Below are 17,334 nucleotides of genomic sequence, written 5' to 3'. Positions count from 1 at the left end.
CGGTTGCGTTTGGTCGCGATCGCGCGCGGCGTCCCGCAAGCGCCTCGTGTTTGGGATGCGTGGGATTTTTGACGTTTGCCCGATTACCCTCGCATCGAATGCTTCTTGTGCGCTATCATTTCGGGCGAAAAAGGTGATCTGGTCCGTACGAGTTGCACAAGGATGCTGATATGACGAATTTTCTTCACGGCCGCACGGCTGTTCTGGCGGGGCACGGGTTCGATGAGAACGGCCCCTATCTGCTGATCAACGATATCGACCGAGCGGAGCAGCTGCGCTTTTCGGTTCTGGGCAAGACTTTCTCGCTCAAGCGACTGCCGCGACGTCGCTGCGTAGGGCGTTTCGACTTGGAAACGCAGGTGAAAAGCACGTGCCCGCTCAACGTGGAGCTGCTGCCCGATGCGAAGGAAACCATGTGCCCCGCGTGTATCGAAGCCACGGGCTTCAATCCTTCGTTCTACTATGCCGACTTTATTTCCGCCCAGCAGCGCGCTTACAATCTGACGCCGCATTTCACGTACCTGGCCTATTTCTCGCCCCAGCACGTGAAGGCCGGCATCTCGTCTGAAACGCGCGGCATCGAGCGCTTGCTCGAGCAGGGCGCTCGTGCGGCTCGCATTGTGGGGCGGTTCGGCTGTGCGGACGATGCGCGCGAACTGGAAGCCGCGCTGTGCTCGCAGCAGGGCATTCTGGAAACCATGCGCGCTTCCGTGAAGACGAAGCTGCTCGTCGAGGCGCGGTTCGACTTTTCCGAGGCGAAGCGCGTGCTTGACGCTACAACGGAGCGCTTGGGTCTTGAGGATGCCGAGCCGGCGCAGGATCTTTCGCCCTACTACTTCGGCGGTCCGTCGCCTGACGTGCACGACCTGCAGATTCCCGATGGGCACGAAGGCGAGTGCGGCGGCCGCTGCATCGGCATGGTGGGCGGCGCGCTCGTTTTTGAGCAGAGCGGCACCAACTACGTGGTGGCGGTGAAGGATTGGGAGTCCCATGAGGTCGAGCTTCTAAAGGATGAGGTCATCTGCGAATACGCCTTCGAGCCTCAGCAGTTCTCGCTGTTCTAGGTTGTTCGCGGGCCGCTGTGCGGGCGGCGGCGCACGCGCTGGTAGGAGAGCGGTGGCCGTTTGGGCGGCTGACCCACCTCCTGCTTGTGCCGCTGGCAGACGAAGCGAGGCGCAGGGGTGCGCCGTTGGTTCGTTTTTGGCTTCGAAGGGGTGTGCGTCCCTTTTGCGCATGTTCGCGTGCTTGCGATTGCCGCGCGGAGGCATTGCTTTGGTGCTGCCGGGGTGGAAGAAGGCCTTACGTGTGCTTGCGACCCCTACGCGTGCTTGCGACCCCTACGCGTGCTTGCGACTCCCGCGCGGAGGCCTTGCGCACGAAAAATCCCGTTTGCTGGCAGGTTTCGACGTTTAGGGGTCGTCAGGGCGAGCGTCCTGTCCGCTGCCGTGCGGCTTGCTTTGCGTTTCGCCTGTTCATGGCGCTGGTTTGACGCATCGTGCGTTCGCGGGCGTTCGTCCTGCTGCTTTCGACGACCTCAAACCGTCAAAACCTGCCAGCGAAGGCGGTTTTTCGTGCGTGCCCCCTTGCTTCGAGTTGCAAATGCCGTGCCGGTCCTTCTTGCTGCTGTTCGTGAATAGCGAGCAGGCTCCGCCGCCGCGCGCCCGCGTTGAAGCGGGCGCTTCCGGCGACATGCCTTGTCGCCGCTTGCACGCAGCGCATCGCTGCTTTTGCCGGTAAACCGCTCTCGATGTGCCGTTCGCGTCGTAAAATGCAGGCAACCCCCATATTCTTCTTGCTTTACTACTCTACTGTGATAAAGTACGATGCACGGGGCGGGTTCGCGACCGCAGTGTGGAGACGCACAGGGCAACGCAAGCCGCGCCGCAACGCAAGCCGCGCCGCTGCAACGCAAGCCGCGCCGCCACGCAGCGCGCCCGCGGCCACAACGCCGCAGCGCGCCATAACGAACAGGTGCAATGCCAAGACGAGCAGGGAAGAGGAGCCGATGAATTTCGCAACGCCGGCAGGTTTCAGAGACGTGCTGTCAGAAGAAGCGCAGCAGCGCGAGCTCATCGCGCGCGCCGTGCAGGATCGGTTCGCTTCGTGCGGATACGCGCTCATCGAAACGCCCACGCTCGAAGCGATGGACGTCATGCGGGCGAGCGGCCGTCTGCCCGGATCCCCCTTCAAGTTCTTCGACTCGCAAGGCGACCTGCTGGCCATGCGCCCCGACGTAACGTTGCAAGTGGCGCGCATGGTGGCCACGCGGCTGCCGGGCCAGCCCGGGCCGTTCCGGTTCCGCTACATGCAACGCGTGTTCCGCGAGGCCGAAGTGGAGCTGCAAGCCGCCGCGCGCGAGCTTACGCAGATGGGCGTCGAGTGCATCGGCGTGTCGGGCCCCGAGGCCGATGCCGAGGTGGTGGGGCTTCTCGCCGAGGCGCTTTCCCTGGCGGGCGTACGCGATTGCACCATGGCGCTTGCCACGGTGGGCGTCCTGCGCGCGCTTCTGGAGGCAAGTGGCGCGCCCGCTTGGTGGAAGGAGCAGGTGCTCGATGCGTACCACGCCTCGAACTTCGTGGAGCTCGATCGCCTGACAAGCCCCGAGGGGGCGATTCCGCCGGTCGATCCCGTCTCGAATCCCGATCGCTTCACGGGTCGCGTCACGGTCCCTCCGGTGTTCGCCGCCGCCATCCGCGCGCTGCCGCGCGTCCGCGGCGGCCGCGAGGCGATTGACGAGGTACGTGCGCTCGTGGCGCCGTTGGGTTGCGAAGACGGCCTGGACGACTTCGCTCGCACGTACGACCTGCTTGCGCAAGCGGGGCTCGGCGCGCGCATCCTGGTCGATTTCTCGGTCATGAGCTCGTTCGATTATTACACGGGCATCGTGTTCGAGGCGTACGCGCCGGGCGTGGGCGCGCCTTTGGGCAGCGGCGGTCGCTACGACAACATGATCGCCGCGTACGGCCAAAGCCGTCCCGCCGCCGGCTTCGCGTTCTTCCTGGAGCAGGCGATGGCCGCTGCCGCCCGCGAACGGGCGGCGGTGCCCGAGGACGAGCGTCCCCTGCGCGTTGCGGTCCCCAAGGGTTCCCTGAACCCGGGCACCATCAAGGCGCTGGCCGATGCGGGCCTGGACGTGTCGGGCCTTGCCGATTCGGGGCGCCAGCTCATCATCAGCAACCCCGGCGTGGATTACGTCATCGTGCGGCCCACTGACGCGCCCGTGTTCGTGGCGCTGGGCGCTGCCGACTGCGGCGTCTGCGGAAAGGACTCGCTTCTGGAGGCGTCCCCCGACGTCGTGGAGCTGGTGGACCTGCGGTTCGGGGCGTGCCGCTTCGTGGTGGCCGAGCCTGCCGGCGCGGCCGAGGCCACGGCGGCGCACCATCGCGAGCTGGGATCCATCCGCGTGGCTACGAAGTACCCGCGCATCACGCAGGCCCACTACGCGAAAACGGGCACGCAGGTGGAGATCGTGAAGCTGCACGGCAACATCGAGCTCGCCCCCTTGACGGGCATGGCCGAGCGCATCGTGGACATCACGGCCACCGGCACCACGCTCAAGGAGAACGACCTCGTGGTGGTCGAAGAGGTGCTGTCGTCGACCGCTCGGTTCTTCGCGAACGCCTGCGCGTTTCGCACGGACGCTCGTATCGTACAATTGGCCCAGGCATTGCAGCAGGGCGCGGACGCGCCCGCGTCGCAGCAGAATGCAGAACAGGAGTAAGCCCATGCGTCGTGTTACCCTTGCACCCGGCGAAGTATTCTCGAACGCCCACCTCAAGCGCACCGGCGCTTTCAACGCCGAGGCCCTTGCGGCGGCTACCGACATCATCGCGGATGTGCGCGAGCGCGGCGACGCGGCCTTGCGCGACTACACCGAGCGCTTCGACGGCGTGCGCGTGGAAGATTTCCGCGTGCCCTATGCCGACATTGCCGAAGCGGTGACCCGCGTCGACGACCGCACGGTCAAGGCGCTGCGCCAGGCAGCCGACCAGATCCGCGACTTCCACGAGCGCCAGCGCCAGCAAAGCTGGTTCACCGTGCGCGAGGACGGCGCGCTCGTGGGCAGCAAGGTGGAGCCTTTGGAGTCGGTGGGCATCTACGTGCCGGGCGGCCGCGCGCTCTATCCGTCCACCGTGCTCATGAACGCCCTGCCCGCCGCCGTGGCCGGCGTGCCGCGCATCGTGTGCGTTACGCCTCCCGCTCCCGGCGGGGGCGTGGACGCGGCCATTCTGGAGGCATGCCGCATTTCGGGCGTGACCGAGATCTACACGGTGGGCGGCGCGCAGGCCGTGGGGGCGCTGGCGTACGGAACCGAATCCATCGAGCCGGTGGCGAAGATCACGGGTCCCGGCAACGCCTATGTGGCGGCTGCGAAGAAGATCGTCTCGGGCGATGTCGGCATCGATATGATCGCGGGCCCGTCAGAAGTGTGCGTGGTGGCCGACGCCACGGCCGATCCGGCGCTCGTGGCCATCGACCTCATGGCCCAGGCCGAGCACGACCCCTTGGCGGCGTGCTACCTGGTCACGTTCGACGAAGCGTACGCCGACGAGGTGGAGCGCATGGTCGAGCGGCACCTGGAGTCCTCCACGCGCGCCGAGATCACGGCCGCGTCCCTTGCCGACCAGGGGCTCGTGGTGGTGTGCGACAGCATGGACCAAGCGCTCGAAGCCGTGAACGTCATCGCGCCCGAGCACCTGGAGCTGCACGTTGACCACGCCTTCGATCTTTTGGGCGCCATTCGCAACGCGGGCGCCATCTTCCTGGGCGCTTGGACGCCCGAGGCTGTGGGCGATTACGTGGCCGGACCGAACCACACGCTTCCCACGGGCGGCACGGCGCGCTACGCAAGCCCGCTTTCGGTCGACGAGTTCGTGAAGAAGTCGAGCGTCATCCAGTACTCGTCGGCTGCGCTCGCTCGCGATGCGGAAGCCGTCATGACCATCGCGAGCCATGAAGGCCTGTGGGCGCATGCGAAGAGCGTCGAGATGCGCAAGAACCTGCTGGAATGCGGAAACGTGTTCGGGGCCGGGGACGGCGGTGCCGATGCGTAGCGTACGCCTTCCCGCCCCGCAGCTGGCGAGTCTTTCGCCGTACGATCCGAAGTACCTGCCGGCCGAGGCGTTTTTGTCGGCGAACGAGAATCCGCACGACGTGGACCAGGACATACGGCATGAGATCATGCGCGAAGTGAAGCGCCTGCCGCTCAATCGCTACCCGGATCCGCTGGCCAACGACCTGCGCGACATGATCGCCGAGGCGAACGGCCTGGATCGCGATCAGGTGCTCGTGGGCAACGGCGGCGACGAGCTGCTGTTCAACATGGCGCTGGCGTGGGGCGGCCCCGGACGCACGTTTTTGAACCTGCCGCCCACGTTCTCGGTCTACGACAACAACGCGCGCCTGACGGGCACGACGGTGGTCGACGTGCCGCGCCGGGCCGACTACTCCATCGACGAAGAGGCCGTGTTGGCGCGCGTGGCGCAGGGCGACATCGATTACCTGGTGGTGACCAGCCCGAACAACCCCACGGGACAGCTGGCCGGCGAGACGTTCATGTTGGAGCTGCTCGACGCGACGGACGCGCTCGTCATGGTGGACGAGGCGTACTTCGAGTTTTCGCGGCAAACCATGCGCCCGTATCTCGACCGCCACAAGAACCTGGTGATCCTGCGCACGTTCTCGAAGGCGTTTTCCCTGGCGGGCGTGCGCATGGGCTATCTTCTGGGCGACGCGGACGTGGTTCGGGAGTTCGCCAAGGTGCGCCAGCCGTATTCGGTAGACGCGGTTTCGCAGGCGGTGGCTCGGGTGGTGTACGCGAACCGCGCGAAGTTCGAGCCCGGCATCCGGCGCATCATCGAGGAGCGGGCTCGCGTGATCGAGGGCTTGCGCAAGATTCCCGGCGTCAAGCCGTTTCCGTCGGATGCGAACTACGTGCTGTTTCGCATGGAGTCGGCGGCGCAGACCTGGCAGGCGCTGTACGATCGCGGCATCTTGGTGCGCGATCTGTCCCGGGCTGCGCATTTGGAGGATTGTCTGCGCGTGAGCATTGGAACGCCGCAGGAGAACGACCGGTTTTTGCGCGCGCTGCGCGACATCGTCATGGAGAAGAGGTAACTATGGCCGAGCGGGGCATGCGACGTGCGCGGGTCGAGCGCGCGACGAACGAAACGGACATCAAGCTGTCTGTCGACCTGGACGGAACGGGGCGCGCCGACGTGGAGACCGGCATCGGGTTTTTCGACCACATGCTGTGCGCGTTCGGGCGGCATGGGCTGTTCGATCTGGAGGTACGCGTCAAGGGCGACCTGGAAGTGGACGGGCACCATACGGTGGAGGATGCCGGCATCGTGCTGGGGCAGGCGTTCGCCCGCGCGCTTGGCGACAAGCGCGGCATCCGTCGCTTCGGGTCGCTCATGCTTCCCATGGACGAGGCGCTGGTGCTGGCGGCGTGCGACCTTTCGGGGCGCGGGCAACTGCACTGGGACGTGGACGTTCCTCCCGTTATGCTGGGAACGTTCGACGCAACGCTGGCAAAGGAGTTCTTCATCGCGTTCGCCGCGAACGCCGGCGTGACCTTGCACGTGCGCAAGCTGGCGGGAGAAAACGTCCACCACGTGCTGGAGGCGGCGTTCAAGGCCGTCGCGCGGGCGCTGCGCGAAGCCGTCGAAGCCGACCCGCGCGCTGCGGGCGCGCTGCCCACCACGAAGGGCGCCCTGTAGAGCGTCCCGACCGGCGAGCGGGCACCATACGCCCGCTTTCCGGCCGACCCGTATTGGCAAGCAGAGATTGGAATGCTTGAAACATGATAGCCGTTGTCGATTACCATAAAGGGAACCTGAAGAGCGTGGCGCGCGGCCTGGCTGCGGCCGGCGGCGATGCGGTCGTCACCGACGATGCGAGCGTGATAGCCCGCGCCGACGCCGTGGTGCTTCCGGGGGTGGGCGCGTTCGCCGATGCATCGGCCTCCATGCGCGCGCTGGGGCAGGCCGACGTCGTGCGGGCCCGCATCGCCGCGGGCGTTCCCTTTTTGGGCATTTGCCTGGGACAGCACCTCATGTTCGAAGAGGGCGTCGAAGGCGCGTCCGAGGCCGATGACGAAGCGTCGTCGAACAATGCGCCCGGCCTTGCCGTTCTTCCCGGCGTGGTGGCCAAGATGCCCTCCGTCGATGCGTCGGGCCGGCTTCACAAGGTGCCCCATGTGGGCTGGAACACGGTGGAGGTGACGGATCCGGCCTGCCCTTTGCTCAAAGGCGTCTCATCGGGCACTTATTTCTACTTCACGCACAGCTACGTTGCGCCTTCTGGACCCTTCGTTGCGGCTGAGACCACGCACAGCGTGCCGTTTCCCAGCGTGGTGCAGTACGGGCAGGCGGCGTTCGGCGTGCAGTTCCATCCCGAGAAAAGCTCGGACGCGGGCGCAGCGCTGCTGCGCAATTTCGTCGACATCGTGAAAGGGGCGTAGCATGCATTTGCTTCCCGCTATCGACATCCTGGGCGGCAAGGCCGTCCGCCTGGCAAAGGGCGACTACAGCCAGGTGACCGTGTACAACGACGACCCCGCCGCGCAGGCGCAGCTGTTCGAGGAAGAGGGCGCGTCCTGGCTGCATGTGGTGGACCTTGACGGCGCGAAGTCGGGAGCGCCCGAGAATATTGCCATCATCGAGCGGATTCTCAAAAAGACCCTGCTCAAAGTGGAAGTGGGCGGCGGCGTTCGGTCGCTCGACACCATTGCGCGCTTGGCGGACGCGGGCGTGTCGCGCATCGTGCTGGGCACATCGCTCGTGGCCGATCCGTCGTTTGCGGAGGCCGCGATCGACGCGTACGGCAAGCTTTTGGCTGCTGGCGTAGACGCGAAGGGCGGGGAAGTGGCCGTTTCCGGTTGGCGCGAAGGCTCGGGCGTTGCCGTCGAGGAGCTGGCCCGCCACGTTTCCCAGCTGGGATTTCGTCATCTCATCTACACCGACATCGCGCGCGACGGCATGCAGACCGGCATCGAGGCGCAGGCGTACGTGCGCATGGCGCAGGCGTTCGGGCACCCCGTGGTCGCGTCGGGCGGCGTTGCGGGCGTAGCCGACATCGAGCGCTTGGCTCCCGTTGCTGCGAGCATCGAGGGCGTGATCGCGGGCCGCGCCATCTACGAAGGCGCGCTTTCGGTTGCCGAAGGGGTGCGCGCCTGCGAGGCTGCAACGCGCGCTGCCGAAGCGGCGGCCGTGCAGGCGAACCCGTGCGGCGTCGCCCTGCCGACGAAGCCGGCCATCGGCCCGGATGAGCCGCATCCGGCGCCCGTCATGCCCTGTTGATCCATGGCCACCGCCGCAGGTGCGGCGTACGATGCAGTCAAAAAGGGGATCGACAAGCTGTTCAAGGGCAAGCAAAGGTAGGACGGACGAAGAAGGATCGCCGGGCGCTTCTTGCCGACGGCGCGAACGACGGGTAGGAAAGGACAGGCATGCTAGCAAAACGGGTCATTCCCTGCATGGACGTCAAGAACGGGCGCGTGGTGAAGGGCGTCAACTTTGTGAACCTGCGCGACGCGGGCGACCCCATCGAGCTTGCCCAGCGCTACGATCAGCAGAAGGCCGACGAAGTCATCTTCTTGGACATCACCGCCACCAGCGACGACCGGGCCACTACGGTGGAACTGGCCAGCCGCGCGAGCGAGGAGCTGCACCTGCCGTACTGCGTGGGAGGCGGGTTTCGCAGTGTGGCCGACATGCGCACCATGATCGCGGCCGGTGCCGACAAGGTGTCGGTGAACTCGGCCGCCGTGGCTGATCCCGACCTGATATCCCAGGCTGCAGCGGCGTTCGGGTCGCAAGCTATCCTGTGCGCCATCGACGCGAAGAGCGTGGCGGGCAATCCGAACAAGTGGGAGGTGTACGTGGCTGGCGGCCGTAAGGCAACCGGCATCGACGCGGTGGAGTGGGCGCAGGAGGCGGTTCGGCGCGGAGCAGGGGAGATCCTGCTCACCAGCATGGATCGCGACGGCAGTCGCGACGGGTTCGACTGCGCCCTCACGCGCGCCGTGGCGCGGGCGGTGAACGTGCCCGTCATCGCAAGCGGCGGCGTGGGCAAGCTGGAGCATTTCGCCCAGGGGATCATCGAGGGAGAGGCCGACGCCGTGCTGGCCGCGAGCGTGTTCCATTTCGGCGAGCTGACGGTGCGCCAGGTGAAAGAGCACATGCGCGCGCAGGGAATCCCGGTAAGGTTGTGATCATGGACGTTTCCGCTCTTTCGTACAACGAGGCCGGCCTTGTGCCGTGCATCGTCCAAGACGCCGACACGCTTGAAGTGCTCATGATGGCGTGGATGAGCGAAGAATCCCTGCGCCTGACGCTCGAGCGCGGCGAAACCGTGTTCTGGAGCCGCAGCCGCCAAGAGCTGTGGCACAAGGGCGCCACCTCGGGAAACGTCCAGAAGCTGGTCGAACTGCGCTACGATTGCGACGCCGACACGCTGCTCGCTCTGGTGAACCCGGCCGGCCCCGCTTGCCACACCGGCGCGCGCAGCTGCTTTTACCGGGTTGTGGAATAGGGCTGCGGCGACGGCCTTTCGTCTGCGCCCTTCGCCCGGCCGCGCGCTGATCCGTAGCCGTACCTCCATCGCAAATACACGCATCGACCTCGTTTTTGCTTGAACGATATGATGACATGCGCTACCATAAAGCCAGTTCTTTTGCCTTTCAAGGAAGAAAACCCATCACATTGCATCTCATTCACGGGACTCATGCGCGCCTTCGCGCGCGTTTCACACTGATACGTCACAACATAAGGAGGACTGGGTGAAGTTTTTTCTGGACACCGCTGACCTGACCGAAATCGAGGAAGCGGCTAGTTGGGGAGCGCTCGCAGGCGTGACCACGAACCCCACGCTGTACGCGCGCACGGGCGGCAAGCTGTCCGATTTCCACAACCACATCAAGCGCATCTGCGACATCGTGGACGGACCGGTTTCCGCCGAGAGCGTAGCCATGACGCGCGACGAGATCGTGCGCGACGGCCGCGAGCTGGCCGCCATCGCCCCGAACGTGGTCGTGAAGGTTCCCACCATGGTCGAGGGCCTGGCCGCCACGCGCACGTTGGCCGACGAGGGCATTCCCGTCAACATGACGCTGTGCTTCAGCGTGCCCCAGGCCATCCTGGCCGCGCGCGCCGGCGCTCGCTACATCAGCCCGTTCGTAGGTCGCTTCGACGACATCTCCGACGACGGCCTGGACCAGCTGAGCAAGGTTGTTGCGGCTATCGGCAACTACGATTACTCCGACAACACGGTCAACCACGAGCAGGTGGAGATCATCGCCGCTTCCATCCGCAGCGCGAACCACGTGACGCAGGCGGCCCTCATGGGCGCCGACATCGCCACCGTTCCGTTCGGCGTGCTCAAGAAGATGGTTCAGCACCCGCTGACCGATCGCGGCCTGGATTCCTTCATGAAGGACTGGGAGAAAGTGCAGAACGCATGAGCGAAAACGAAGCATCGACTGCGGAGGGCGCACCCGAGGCGCCCTCCGCTCCCACTCCGCGTCGCCGCCGTTCCACAAGCGTGAGGACGAAGTCCGCGGCCAGCAAGGCGGAGAAGTCGGCGGAGCCCGCGAAGGCGGATGCGGGCGAAAAGCCCGGCAAGGAAGCTCCGGCGGCCCAAAGCGACAAGGCCGATTCGTCCGCGTCCGAGCGTCCCGCTCAGGCAAGCAAGACGCCTCGCAAGTCGACGAGGGCGAACGGCAAGGACGCGGCTTCGCAGCCTTCCGGCTCGACGAACAGGCGCCCGAACCAAGGGCAAAGCCAAAGCAACAAGGGCGGCTCCAACCAGAACAACCGCCAGCGGCAGAACAACAACAATCGCCAGAAGCAAGGCGGGCAGCAGAACGGCGGCAACCAGAACTTCCGCCGCCAGCGCCGTCCTCACAGCAATCAGGGCGGTCGTGAAATGCAGCCCAGCGTGTCGCGCGACGATCTGAACAAGCTCAAGGTTGCCGAGCTGCGCGAAAAGGCAGCGGAGCTGCAGATCGACGTGACGGGCCTCAAGAAGGCCGAGCTGGTCGAAGCCGTGTTCGAGGCAAGCGTCAAGGCCGAGGGCTTCATCGAGGTGTCCGGCATCCTGGACATCCTGGCCGACGGCTACGGCTTCCTGCGCACCCAGGGCTACCTTCCTAGCGAGTCGGACTGCTACGTGGGATTGTCCACCATTCGCCGCAACGGCCTGCGCAAAGGCGATCTGGTAAGCGGCCAGACGCGCCCCGCGCGCGAGAACGAGAAGTACGCGGCCATCCAGAAGGTCACGTCCGTCAACGGCACGCCCATCGAAGAGCTGGGCAGCCGCGTGCGCTTCGGCGACCTCACGCCGGTTTATCCGGACGAGTGCCTCAGCATGGAGCACGGCAAGAACACCGTCACGGCGCGCGTCATCGACCTGGTCAGCCCCATCGGCAAGGGTCAGCGCGGCCTGATCGTCAGCCCCCCGAAGGCGGGCAAGACCACCATCCTCAAAGACATCGCGGCGGCCATCAGCGCGAACAACCCCGAAGTGCACCTCATGTGCCTGCTGGTGGACGAACGCCCCGAAGAAGTCACCGACATGGAGCGCTCCATCAAGGGCGAGGTCATCTCCTCGACCTTCGACATGCCCACCGAAAACCACATCGCCGTGTCCGAGCTGGTCATCGAGCGCGCGAAGCGCCTGGTGGAATGCGGCAAGGACGTCGTCGTGCTGCTGGACTCGCTCACGCGTCTGGCGCGCGCCTACAACCTGGCGCAGCCGGCGTCGGGCCGCATCCTGTCCGGCGGCGTGGACTCGACGGCGCTCTATCCGCCCAAGCGCTTCCTGGGCGCCGCGCGCAACATCGAGCACGGCGGAAGCCTGACCATCCTGGCGTCGGCCTTGGTGGACACGGGCTCGAAGATGGACGAGGTCATCTTCGAGGAATTCAAGGGCACGGGCAACATGGAGCTCAAGCTTGACCGCAATCTGGCCGATCGCCGCATCTTCCCGGCCATCGATCCGGTGGCGTCGGGCACGCGCAAGGAAGACCTGCTGCTCGATCCGCAGGAGGCGCCGCTCATCTGGGCCGTTCGCCGCATCCTGGCCAACACGAACAGCACCGAGCGCGCCATGGACATGCTCATCAAGTCGCTCAAGCAGACCGAAACCAACCAGGAGTTCTTGGTTCGCACCGCCAAGAAGGCGCAGCATACCAAGGCCGACGGCACGGTGGAGTTCTAAGCGAGTTGTCATGCGTTCGCTACCGAAGCGAAGCTTCGCCGTTCTATAATGAGCGCATGATGAGGAACCGCGTCCCTTGGGCGCGGTTCCGTGATGCTTTCGCTTGATCGACCCTGCAATTCGTACCAGGAGGGCCCATGTCCCAGGAAAACAACAATTGGCAGCAGCAGGTGTGGCAGCAGCCTGCTGCGCCTCAGCCGTCCCCGCAGCCTGCCGGCGGCTATGCGCCGCAGCCTTACGCGCCGCAGCCGCAGCCCAAGAAACGCGGATGGATCGTGGCGCTCGTCGCCGTCGTGCTCGTTTTCGTGCTCATAGCCATGAGCATGTGGTCGTGCACGTCCATCATGTCGTCGTCCATGGGCTCGCTTGGAGCCGTCGGGTCTCTCGGCGAAACCTCAATGTCCGAGGCTGACTTCCTGACCTCGGATGCGGTGGGGGTCATCGACATCGACGGTACCATCCAGTACGACGGCACCACCTCGTCGCCCGAAGGGTTGAAGGCCCAGCTCGATCGCGCTGCGCAGAACACCTACATCAAGGCGGTCGTGCTGCGCGTGAACTCCGGCGGCGGCACGGCTACTGCCGGCGAGGAGATGGCGGCGTACGTCAAGAAGTTCTCGGAAGATACCGGCAAGCCCGTGGTGGTGTCGAGCGCTTCCGTGAACGCGAGCGCGGCCTACGAGATTTCCAGCCAGGCCGACTACATCTTCACGGCCAAGACCACGGCCATCGGCGCCATCGGCACGGCGCTGCAGGTGACCGACCTTTCGGGGCTGCTGGAGAAGCTGGGCATCAACGTGGACAACATCACGTCGTCTGAAAGCAAGGATTCCAGCTACGGCACGCGCCCGCTTTCCGAAGAGGAGCGCGCTTACTACCAGAACATGGTCGAGCGCATCAACGAAACGTTCGTCCAGACCGTTGCCGAGGGCCGCGGCATGAGCGAAAGCGACGTGCGTGCGCTGGCCACCGGCATGACGTTCACCGGCATGGACGCCGTGGAGAACGGGCTGGCCGACGAAATCGGCACCAAGGAGGACGCGCTGGCGAAGGCGGCCGAGCTGGCCGGCGTCTCGCGCTATTCCGCGGTTGAACTGAAAACGACGAAGAGCACCCTGTCGAGCCTGCTCGACCTTATGTCCGAAAGCAAGAGCCTGTCCGCCGGCGACCTTGCCGCCGCTTTGAAGGAGTTTGAGAACGATGGCAACATCGCCCAGTAACATCGAGCGTCCCTCCTGGCCGAAGAGGGCCGTCGTCACGGCCGGCATGCCGTACGGCAACAAGCCGCTGCACTTCGGCCACATCGCGGGCGTGTTCGTCCCGGCCGACGCGTTCGCCCGCTTCCTGCGCGATCGCATCGGCGCCGCCAACGTCCGCTTCATCAGCGGAACGGACTGCTTCGGCTCTCCCATCAACGAGGGCTACCGCAAGCTGGTGGAGGCCGGGGAGTTCGACGGCACCATCGAGGAGTACGTTCGCAAGAACCACGAGGCGCAGAAGGCAACGCTCGATTCCTACAACGTCAGCCTTTCCATCTACGAGGGGTCGGGGCTGGGCTACGCGAAGTGCGTGCATCAGCTGATCAGCGAGAAGTTCATCGAGAAGCTGCACGAGAACGGCCATCTTCGCAAACGCGCCACGCTGCAGTTCTACGATGCGGAAGCCGGCACGTTCCTGAACGGGCGCCAGGTGGTGGGCCGTTGCCCCGTGCAAGGCTGCAAGTCCGAGCACGGCTACGCCGACGAATGCGACCTGGGGCACAGCTACGCGCCCGAGGACCTGATCGCGCCGAAATCGTCGTTGACGGGAACCACGCCCGAAATGCGGCCGGTGGAAAACTGGTACTTCGACCTGCCCGCGTTCGGCGGCTTCCTTCGCGACCACGTGGCTCGCCTCGAGGCCGATCCCGAGGTGCGCGCCATTGTGCCGAAAACCATCAAGGAGTTCCTGGTTCCGCCCGTGGTCTACATCAAGAACGACGAGCGCGCGGCGTACGAGCAGATCGCGAGCGATCTTCCCGCACACGAGCTGCGCGAACCCGAAAAGGGAAAGCAGAGCTTCGAGATCGAGTTCGCCGACATCGAAGCGCGCGATACGGCGCGCGAAGTCTTGACGCGCGCGGGAATCCGCTTCCGCACGGGCAAGACCTTGGTGCCGTTCCGCATCACGGGCAATATCGAATGGGGGGTCAAGGCCCCGGTCATCGAAGGTTTGGAAGGCTTGACCGTGTGGTGCTGGCCCGAAAGCCTGTGGGCTCCCATGTCGTTCACCATGGCCGTGAACGACCAGATGGGCTTGCCCAGGGGCAGCTGGCGCGATTGGTGGTGCTCGGAGGATTCCGAGGTTTACCAGTTCATCGGGCAGGACAACCTGTACTTCTACGGCGTTGCCCAGCCGGCGCTCATCGAGGCGCTGCGTCCCGGTGACATCTTGGCGCCGGGCGAGACCGACCATCCCATTCGCCAGACGAACCTCGTGGCCAACTACCATATCCTGTTCGGCGACAAGAAGGCATCGTCGTCGGGCGCGGTCAAGCCGCCTACCGCCGATGCGCTGCTCGAGCACTACACCGTCGAGCAGCTGCGCGCGCATTTCCTGGCGCTCGGCCTTGACCAGAAGTCGGTCGGCTTCAAGCCGAAGCCGTACCTGGCCACGGAAGAGGAGCTGGCCGATTCGCGCGTGGCGGACCCCGTGCTCAAGGAAGGCGCGCTTCTGACCAACGTGTTCAACCGCCTTGCCCGCAGCTGCTTCTACGAAGCTCAGAAGAACTTCGAAGGCTATCTGCCGCTCGGCGCCGTGTCGCCGGCCGTGCTGGACAAGGTGAACGAGGTGCTGCGCGTCTACGACGCCACCATGCATCGCGTCGAGCTGCATACCATCATGTCGATCATGGACGAGTTCATTCGCTGGGCGAACAAGTACTGGTCCGACGGAATCCGCGCGGTCGAGAAGGGCGGCGACGACGCGATGCGCCGCCAGGTGCTCGTGGACTCGTTCTTCTTGCTGCGCGTCGCCACGCTGCTCATGCATCCCGTGGTGCCGGCAGGGGCCGAGAAGATCTGCGACTACCTGAGCTTCGAGTTCGACGACTTCTTTAGCTGGAACTACGATTTCGAGAGCTTCGACGAGCTGTGCAGCGCTGGCGAGATCACCGAAGGCCGCCACCGCATCCGCGAGCTGCCTCCGCGCTTCGACTTCTTCGAGAAGCATCCGTCCCAGTACAAGTAGCGCGCCATGTTCCGCCGGTCCTCGAACCGGCGGAACGTTTCTTTGCCGAGTCCCTCCGTTTGAAAGGATGTTTCTTGTTGAAGGTCGATGCATTTACCGACGGGTCCGCGCGCGGGAATCCGGGGCCGGGCGGCTACGGCGCCGTGCTGCGGTTCGTGGATCGCAACGGGCGCACGCACGAAAAGGAGCTCTCGCAAGGTTACGAGCGCACCACGAACAACCGCATGGAGCTTCTGGGCGCTATCGTGGCGCTCGAGACGCTTAAAAGTCCCTGCGAGGTCACGCTCTACACCGATTCGCAGTACGTTGCCAACGCGTTCAACCAGCACTGGGTTGACGGCTGGCTCAAGCGCGGTTGGAAGAACGCCAAGAAAGAGCCGGTGAAAAACGTGGACTTGTGGCAGCGCCTGCTGAAGGCGAAGGAGCCGCATCGCGTGGAGTTCGTGTGGGTCAAGGGGCATGCGGGGCACGCGGAAAACGAGCGGTGCGACCAGCTTGCCACGGCGGCCGCCGACGGGGCGGGGCGCATCGCCGACACGGGTTTCACGGGATAGGCCGGGATTGACGGGCGGCCGCAGCATGGTGCGTGCTGTGGCCTTTCTGTAACGATCGATCGAACGCCCGGCCGTCATGCGCTCGATTTGCTACACTGGTTCGCATTGCATGCACGTTTTCGGATGGCAGGTGGAGGTACCCACATGCAGCAGAAAGCACGGGGCGGTCGCGCGAGGGGCGCGCTCGTCGGATTCATGGCAACGGTGCTTGCCGTATCCCTTATGGTTCCGGGCATCGCCCTGGCAGATCCTTCCGCAGCCGAGAAGCAGGCGGAGGCTCAGGCGGCTTTGGCTTCGCTCAATTCCATGCAGGAAAAGCTCAGCAAGGCGGCGGACGCGTACGACGACGCGCTGGCCGCTCAAAAGGACGCCGAGGCGAAGCGCGATGACGCGCAGGCTCGCATCGACGAGGCTTCGGCTCAGATCGCCGATTTGCAGGATCGCTTGGGATCGCGCGCTCGCAGCATGTATCGTTCGGGCGGCAGCTCGGCGCTCGACCTGCTTTTGGGGGCCACGTCGTTCAGGTCCTTCGCGACCAACTGGGACCTGCTCAATTCCATCAACGAAAGCGATGCCGAGCTGGTGCAGCAGACGAAGGATCTGCGTGCCGAGGTTCAGGAGCAGGAAGCCGTGCTTGCCGAGCAGGAGCGCATAGCTGCGCAGAAGGCGAGCGAGGCTCTGCGCACGAAAGACGAAACCGCTTCCACCATGGCGGCCATGCAGTCGACCTACGATAACTTGAGCGCCGAAGCTGCGGCGCTCGTCGAGCAGGAGCGCGCGGCGCAGTTGGCGGCCTACGAGGCGCAGGCCCAGGCCACGGTAGACGCGTCCGCCGATCAGGCGCAGCAGGGCTCCAATAACGGCAACGGCGGCAACAACGGCGGCGAATCCTCTGGCGGAGGCAGCGTCAACCCGCCTGCTCCCGACTACGACGAGCCTATCGCGGGCTCGGTGGTGGGCCGCGCGTACAGCCAGCTTGGCAAGCCGTACGGCTACACCGATCCCAGTTACGGCGCAGGTCCGTCGTCGTACGACTGCTCGGGCTTCGTGTCGTTTTGCCTGAGCGGCAGCTACAGCCGCATGGGAAGCACGCTCACGTTCATGAACTGGCCCCAGGTAAGCGATCCTCAGCCGGGCGACGTGGCCGTGAACGCCGGGCATTGCGGCATCTACATCGGCGGCGGCCAGATGATCCACGCGGCCACGTACGGCGTGGGCGTGGTGCAGGGTCCCGTGCAGCCCGGCATGATCATCGTGCGACCCTGGTAAACGATCGTTCATTGTCGACGAGGCGGGGAACCCGGAGGTGCTGACGCGCCCTTCGGTCTCC

Annotated in this window: 15 protein-coding genes; all 15 read left to right on the top strand. The window is 65.2% G+C overall.

What is annotated here, in order from left to right:
- Positions 1-170 precede the first annotated feature (170 nt).
- The 15 genes from ACTQZK_RS10410 (at position 171) to ACTQZK_RS10340 (ending at position 17,273) form a co-directional block, all read left to right on the top strand.
- Positions 171-1,064, top strand: coding sequence for a DUF2797 domain-containing protein (locus ACTQZK_RS10410; protein WP_441899613.1), 894 nt, complete (start codon positions 171-173; stop codon positions 1,062-1,064).
- Positions 1,065-2,005: 941 nt separating this feature from the next.
- Entirely contained in the window at positions 2,006-3,721 is a 1,716-nt protein-coding gene (hisZ, locus tag ACTQZK_RS10405; protein ID WP_441899612.1) for an ATP phosphoribosyltransferase regulatory subunit, read from the top strand.
- A 4-nt stretch (positions 3,722-3,725) separates the two neighbouring features.
- A complete protein-coding gene (gene hisD / locus ACTQZK_RS10400; RefSeq protein WP_428422150.1) occupies positions 3,726-5,054 on the top strand; it encodes a histidinol dehydrogenase in 1,329 nt (442 codons plus the stop codon).
- On the top strand, positions 5,047-6,117 hold the full coding sequence (hisC, locus tag ACTQZK_RS10395; RefSeq protein ID WP_114567863.1) for a histidinol-phosphate transaminase: 1,071 nt from the start codon (positions 5,047-5,049) through the stop codon (positions 6,115-6,117). Before hisD ends, hisC begins: the two co-directional genes overlap by 8 nt.
- 2 nt (positions 6,118-6,119) lie before the next feature.
- A complete protein-coding gene (hisB, locus tag ACTQZK_RS10390; RefSeq protein ID WP_441899611.1) occupies positions 6,120-6,722 on the top strand; it encodes an imidazoleglycerol-phosphate dehydratase HisB in 603 nt (200 codons plus the stop codon).
- Positions 6,723-6,805: 83 nt separating this feature from the next.
- Positions 6,806-7,465: an imidazole glycerol phosphate synthase subunit HisH gene (gene hisH, locus ACTQZK_RS10385; RefSeq protein ID WP_441899610.1), complete on the top strand. Its 660-nt coding sequence runs from the start codon at positions 6,806-6,808 to the stop codon at positions 7,463-7,465.
- A gap of 1 nt (position 7,466) precedes the next feature.
- Entirely contained in the window at positions 7,467-8,303 is an 837-nt protein-coding gene (gene hisA / locus ACTQZK_RS10380) for a 1-(5-phosphoribosyl)-5-[(5-phosphoribosylamino)methylideneamino]imidazole-4-carboxamide isomerase (protein ID WP_441899609.1), read from the top strand.
- A 149-nt stretch (positions 8,304-8,452) separates the two neighbouring features.
- A complete protein-coding gene (gene hisF / locus ACTQZK_RS10375; RefSeq protein WP_114567866.1) occupies positions 8,453-9,217 on the top strand; it encodes an imidazole glycerol phosphate synthase subunit HisF in 765 nt (254 codons plus the stop codon).
- A gap of 2 nt (positions 9,218-9,219) precedes the next feature.
- On the top strand, positions 9,220-9,537 hold the full coding sequence (hisI, locus tag ACTQZK_RS10370; RefSeq protein ID WP_114567891.1) for a phosphoribosyl-AMP cyclohydrolase: 318 nt from the start codon (positions 9,220-9,222) through the stop codon (positions 9,535-9,537).
- 247 nt (positions 9,538-9,784) lie between these two features.
- Entirely contained in the window at positions 9,785-10,465 is a 681-nt protein-coding gene (gene fsa, locus ACTQZK_RS10365) for a fructose-6-phosphate aldolase (protein ID WP_114567867.1), read from the top strand.
- The gene (gene rho, locus ACTQZK_RS10360) at positions 10,462-12,222 is read left to right on the top strand and encodes a transcription termination factor Rho (RefSeq protein WP_216529784.1); all 1,761 of its coding nucleotides are present in this window, start codon (positions 10,462-10,464) and stop codon (positions 12,220-12,222) included. Before fsa ends, rho begins: the two co-directional genes overlap by 4 nt.
- Before the next feature lie 137 nt (positions 12,223-12,359).
- Positions 12,360-13,442: a signal peptide peptidase SppA gene (gene sppA, locus ACTQZK_RS10355; protein WP_216529785.1), complete on the top strand. Its 1,083-nt coding sequence runs from the start codon at positions 12,360-12,362 to the stop codon at positions 13,440-13,442.
- Complete coding sequence (locus ACTQZK_RS10350) at positions 13,423-15,450, top strand: methionine--tRNA ligase (RefSeq protein WP_216529786.1); 2,028 nt, start codon at positions 13,423-13,425, stop codon at positions 15,448-15,450. The genes sppA and ACTQZK_RS10350 overlap by 20 nt, the downstream gene beginning before the upstream one ends.
- 77 nt (positions 15,451-15,527) lie before the next feature.
- Positions 15,528-16,004: a ribonuclease HI gene (gene rnhA, locus ACTQZK_RS10345; RefSeq protein WP_114567892.1), complete on the top strand. Its 477-nt coding sequence runs from the start codon at positions 15,528-15,530 to the stop codon at positions 16,002-16,004.
- Between the two features lie 144 nt (positions 16,005-16,148).
- On the top strand, positions 16,149-17,273 hold the full coding sequence (locus ACTQZK_RS10340) for a coiled-coil domain-containing protein (RefSeq protein WP_114567871.1): 1,125 nt from the start codon (positions 16,149-16,151) through the stop codon (positions 17,271-17,273).
- The last annotated feature ends 61 nt before the right edge of the window (positions 17,274-17,334 follow it).

This window comes from Paraeggerthella sp. LCP19S3_G8 (assembly GCF_052119225.1).
Classification (GTDB): domain Bacteria; phylum Actinomycetota; class Coriobacteriia; order Coriobacteriales; family Eggerthellaceae; genus Paraeggerthella; species Paraeggerthella hominis.
The sequence above is the reverse complement of the archived record's forward strand: the minus strand, read 5'-3'. Positions and strand labels throughout refer to the sequence as shown.